Genomic DNA, 4,056 nt, shown 5'->3' on the forward strand with positions numbered 1-4,056 from the left:
GAACTAAAGTAGTGATTTATATCCACTTAAGATCACTGTAACATGCTTTTTGCATATTTTACCCATGTATCCATGCCAGAACATTCGGGGATGTGACCTTGCGTTGACGATCGACATTCATCAGGCTTTGGTTTTTAAGTATAAAACTGCTTTTAATATAGTAATGGACATCAGAGAATATTATATTTGATTTTAATAGCGATTGCCTGTTTATTTTTTATTAAAAAGATGATGACTAAATTTATAAATGTTCTCTGTTGTGCTGCAGTTTTATTGGCTTCCTGTAAAGTGTTACCTTCTGTAGTTGAAAATAAGTATGTCTATATTCAGAAAGAGGGAAGGGTGCACAGCAAATGGAAGCTGGTGTGGGAAGATGATTTTAATGGCTCTGCAATTGATACCAGTAAATGGAGCAAAATTCCAGCGGGTAAAAGTGACTGGGATAAGCATATGAGTAATCATCCTGGTTGTTATACTCAGGCAGATGGAAAATTATATCTTAAGGGAATCCGAAACCCAGATACTTTAAAAGATCACAGACCTTTTTTGACCGGGGGAGTGTACACTAAAGGCAAATTTGCCTTTCAGTATGGCAAAATTGAAATTCGTGCGAAACTGGGGTGTGCGCAAGGTTCATGGCCGGCCATGTGGATGCTTGCGGAGCAAGATAAGTATGGCAAATACCCTAAGAATGGAGAAATCGATATTATGGAGCACCTTAACTTTGATGACATCATTTATCAAACCACGCATTCCTATTATACGCTCAACTTGAAACAAACAGATAAACCGCCGCATTCCGGAAAAGGGAAGCTAGACATCAACGAATTTAATACTTTTGGATTGGAATGGTATCCGGATAAACTGGTGTTTACTTTAAATGGAGTAGAAGCTTTCCGCTATCCCCGCATCACCGGTGTCGATGCCAGCCAATGGCCTTATGATCAGCCTTTTTATGTAATGATCGACCAGCAGCTGGGTGGTAGTTGGGTAGGAAAGGTACAACCCGATCAGTTGCCCGTACAGATGGTTATTGACTGGGTAAAGGTTTACCAATAGTTTTTCTGTAAGCAGTTAAACTCATTTTTTTGTGTTTTTTGAAAAGCTTATTGAGATGACTGCCGTCCGAAAAACCAAATTCGGCGGCAATTTCATTGATTCTTCTATCGCTGAATTTTAAACGATGTTCGATCAGCCTCATCCTGTAGCTGGAGATGTATTGCTGAATGGTCTCTCCACAATGGTTTTTAAAATAACTTCCCAGATAAGTTTCGGATATGTCAAAGGCCTCGCCCATAGCCAGGGCCGTTAGTTTTGGAGGGCAATAAATATTGTTCTGGATGTGATTAATGATTTCTACAATGCGTTTATCTGTGTTTACTTTCAGATGAGGAGGCCTGATTTTAGAGATATTTCTTGCAGCAATAACAATCAAGGCATTAATAAAATGGAGGTTCAGGTCTTCATAATAGAGGTTGCTGCTGTTGATCCCGTCCAGGATGGATTCTACAATTTGTTTTACTAAAACTCCGTCTGCTTTATCATGGATCACACAACCCGATAAGTGAGTGGCATAATACAGCAGGCACTCCATATGATGAATGTTCTTCCACTGGTATTCCTGTATGTAACTGCTGTTAAAGCGGATCAGAAGGAATTCTGTAGTTGTGGATATCTCAAATGCATGGTGATCATTTGGGGTAAGCAACAACAAGTTTCCTGCGCGGTAAGCCATTTTGTTAGCGTTGAGGATCAGCTGGCCGCTCCCTGAAATGATATAGTTCATTTCAAAGAAACTATATTGCTTGTTTCCGATAGGACAAGAGTCGACCTTCAGATATTCGACCTCAACACATTGATGGATATTTTCCTTTACCATATCACAAAATTACCATTTTATCATTGAAATGAACCGATATTTTGGTGTAAAATCGGTCTATTTTTGGGAAATTAATTCTGTTTAAAAATGAAATCTGTTTTTCGTATTAAAAAAAACACCCTTGCTCTTGCTGCTATTTCCTTGTCTTCTTTAATGTTTGGCCTGGAAATTTCCAGTGTTCCTGTGATCCTTTCTACACTTGAAAAGGTACTTTATGGAGATTTTAAAGATGTTCAATGGGTTATGAATGCCTATACTATTGCTTGTACTACTGTTTTAATGGCTGCGGGTACCTTGGCCGACCGCTATGGCCGCAAGCGTATCTTCGTTATTGGTTTAGTTTTATTTGGCCTCACTTCATTGATTTGCGGGCTGGCACAGGGGATGCCTGTATTAATTGTGAGCCGTTTTCTACAGGGTATAGGAGCGGGTACCATGTTGATTTGTCAAATCGCCACTTTATCTCATCAATTCCGGGCAGGTAAGGAGCGGAGCAGAGCTTTTGCTGTATGGGGTGTTATTTTTGGAATCGGTTTGGGCTTCGGGCCCATTATTGGCGGGATGATTGTTGCTTTTGCCAGCTGGAAATGGGTTTTCCTGGTGCACTTTCCTTTAAGCGCCATCACGCTGCTATTGTTGTTTGGTGGGGTGGAAGAATCCAGGAATCCCTATGCGCAGCGCCTGGATATATGGGGAACGATCTCCTTGTCTGCTGCGGTTTTTGCCTTGATCTATTTTATTACACAAGGTCCTGATCTCGGATTTACAAGTACGGCAGCGATCGGTATTCTGATCCTATCGGTGCTGAGTTTCTGTGTTTTTCTCTACGTGGAAAAAATAAGTCAGCATCCTATGTTTGATTTTTCGGTATTCCGTATCCGCAATTTCTCGGGCGCTATTGTGGCTTCTGCGGGAATGAATTTCGCCTTTTGGCCATTTATGATCTATCTGCCTATTTATTTTCAAAGCGGGCTTGGCTATGATTCTATTCTAGCCGGAGTATCGCTGCTGGCCTATACGTTGCCTACATTGGTTTTTCCTCCGCTGGCAGAAAAGATGTCGGTGAAATACAGGCCTGGTGTGGTTATTCCTTTTGGTCTTTTTACCATTGGTATCGGTTTTCTGCTGATGCGTTATGGCATCCGTGCCGAGCAAAGTAGCTGGTTAACGATGCTTCCGGGGTCGCTTGTAGCAGGTATCGGGCTTGGCTTAACGAATACACCAACGACCAACACCACTACAGGCTCGGTATCGTCTAACCGTGCAGGTATGGCATCTGGTATTGATATGAGTGCGCGGTTAATTACACTGGCCATCAATATCGCACTAATGGGCTTCATTTTGATCTCTGGTATTTTTTCTCATTTGAAAAACGCACTTTCAGCTTCTTATACAGAAGCGCAGTTACAGGCCATGGCCGAAAAAATAGCTACAGGAAATGTTTCTGGTGGTGTAGCACATGCTGCGTTGGTGCATGGTTTTGATCTGGTTACGCTGTTTAGCAGTATTGGAGTGCTGGTTTTGGCCGTAGTGAGTTATTTGATATTTAAAAAAGAATAAATTCCAATGAATTTAAAGTAATATTGATTCTCATTCGTTTACTCACTTAATAAACAATAAGTAGTGCCGAAAAAAGATTCACAAAATATCATCCGTGCGGTTGCAGATTATGGAAAACGTCTGTTCGGTTTTATCCGTGGCCGTGTGCATACGGATGAGGATGCGGAAGATATTTTGCAGGATGTATGGTATCAGCTGAGTAATCAGCCGGAGGTAGATGCGATTGAGCAGATCAGTGGCTGGTTGTACCGGGTTGCCCGGAACAAAATTACTGATAAGTACCGTAAACAGAAAGATGAACTGCTCGAAGATCTGAGTTATGAGGACGAAGATGGTGAAATCAGTTTTAAAGAGATCTTATTGGCTGAATCTGATACACCGGAAGACGAGAGTCTTAAAAAGCTATTCTGGGATCAGCTTTTTCTGGCGCTGGAGGAACTGCCCGAAAATCAGCGGTATGTATTTATTCAAAATGAACTGGAAGAGCGTACCTTTCAGGAACTTGCAGAGGAGACAGGTGAAAACATCAAAACTTTGATTTCCAGAAAGGGTTATGCGGTGAAACACCTGCGCAGCCGCTTACAAAATTTATATCAGGAATTTATTAATTACTAAAT

The 4,056-nt window shown here is 41.3% G+C and carries 4 protein-coding genes; 3 read left to right on the forward strand and 1 reads right to left on the reverse strand.

The features are described 5' to 3' along the window. The first annotated feature begins 228 nt into the window (after window positions 1–228). The gene (locus DBR11_RS19860) at window positions 229–1,059 is read left to right on the forward strand and encodes a glycoside hydrolase family 16 protein (RefSeq protein ID WP_199233898.1); all 831 of its coding nucleotides are present in this window, start codon (window positions 229–231) and stop codon (window positions 1,057–1,059) included. Here the strand turns inward: DBR11_RS19860 and DBR11_RS19865 are convergent. After that, on the reverse strand, window positions 1,031–1,879 hold the full coding sequence (locus tag DBR11_RS19865) for an AraC family transcriptional regulator (protein WP_108554366.1): 849 nt from the start codon (window positions 1,877–1,879) through the stop codon (window positions 1,031–1,033). The two genes, DBR11_RS19860 and DBR11_RS19865, sit on opposite strands and share 29 nt — an antisense overlap. Window positions 1,880–1,966: 87 nt before the next feature. On the opposite strand from DBR11_RS19865, the gene DBR11_RS19870 reads away from it, so the two are divergent. Both DBR11_RS19870 and DBR11_RS19875 read left to right on the forward strand, forming a co-directional pair. Further along, window positions 1,967–3,439: an MFS transporter gene (locus DBR11_RS19870; RefSeq protein ID WP_108554367.1), complete on the forward strand. Its 1,473-nt coding sequence runs from the start codon at window positions 1,967–1,969 to the stop codon at window positions 3,437–3,439. A gap of 63 nt (window positions 3,440–3,502) precedes the next feature. After that, the gene (locus DBR11_RS19875) at window positions 3,503–4,054 is read left to right on the forward strand and encodes an RNA polymerase sigma factor (protein WP_108554368.1); all 552 of its coding nucleotides are present in this window, start codon (window positions 3,503–3,505) and stop codon (window positions 4,052–4,054) included. Window positions 4,055–4,056: the final 2 nt, after the last annotated feature.

This window comes from Pedobacter sp. HMWF019 (assembly GCF_003061025.1).
Lineage (GTDB): Bacteria > Bacteroidota > Bacteroidia > Sphingobacteriales > Sphingobacteriaceae > Pedobacter.

What these genes read in the sequence shown, in the direction of transcription:
- DBR11_RS19860 (WP_199233898.1), top strand. Translation starts at nt 229, where the DNA reads ATGATGACTAAATTTATAAATGTTCTCTGTTGTGCTGCAGTTTTATTG.
- DBR11_RS19865 (WP_108554366.1), bottom strand. Translation starts at nt 1,879, where the DNA reads ATGGTAAAGGAAAATATCCATCAATGTGTTGAGGTCGAATATCTGAAG.
- DBR11_RS19870 (WP_108554367.1), top strand. Translation starts at nt 1,967, where the DNA reads ATGAAATCTGTTTTTCGTATTAAAAAAAACACCCTTGCTCTTGCTGCT.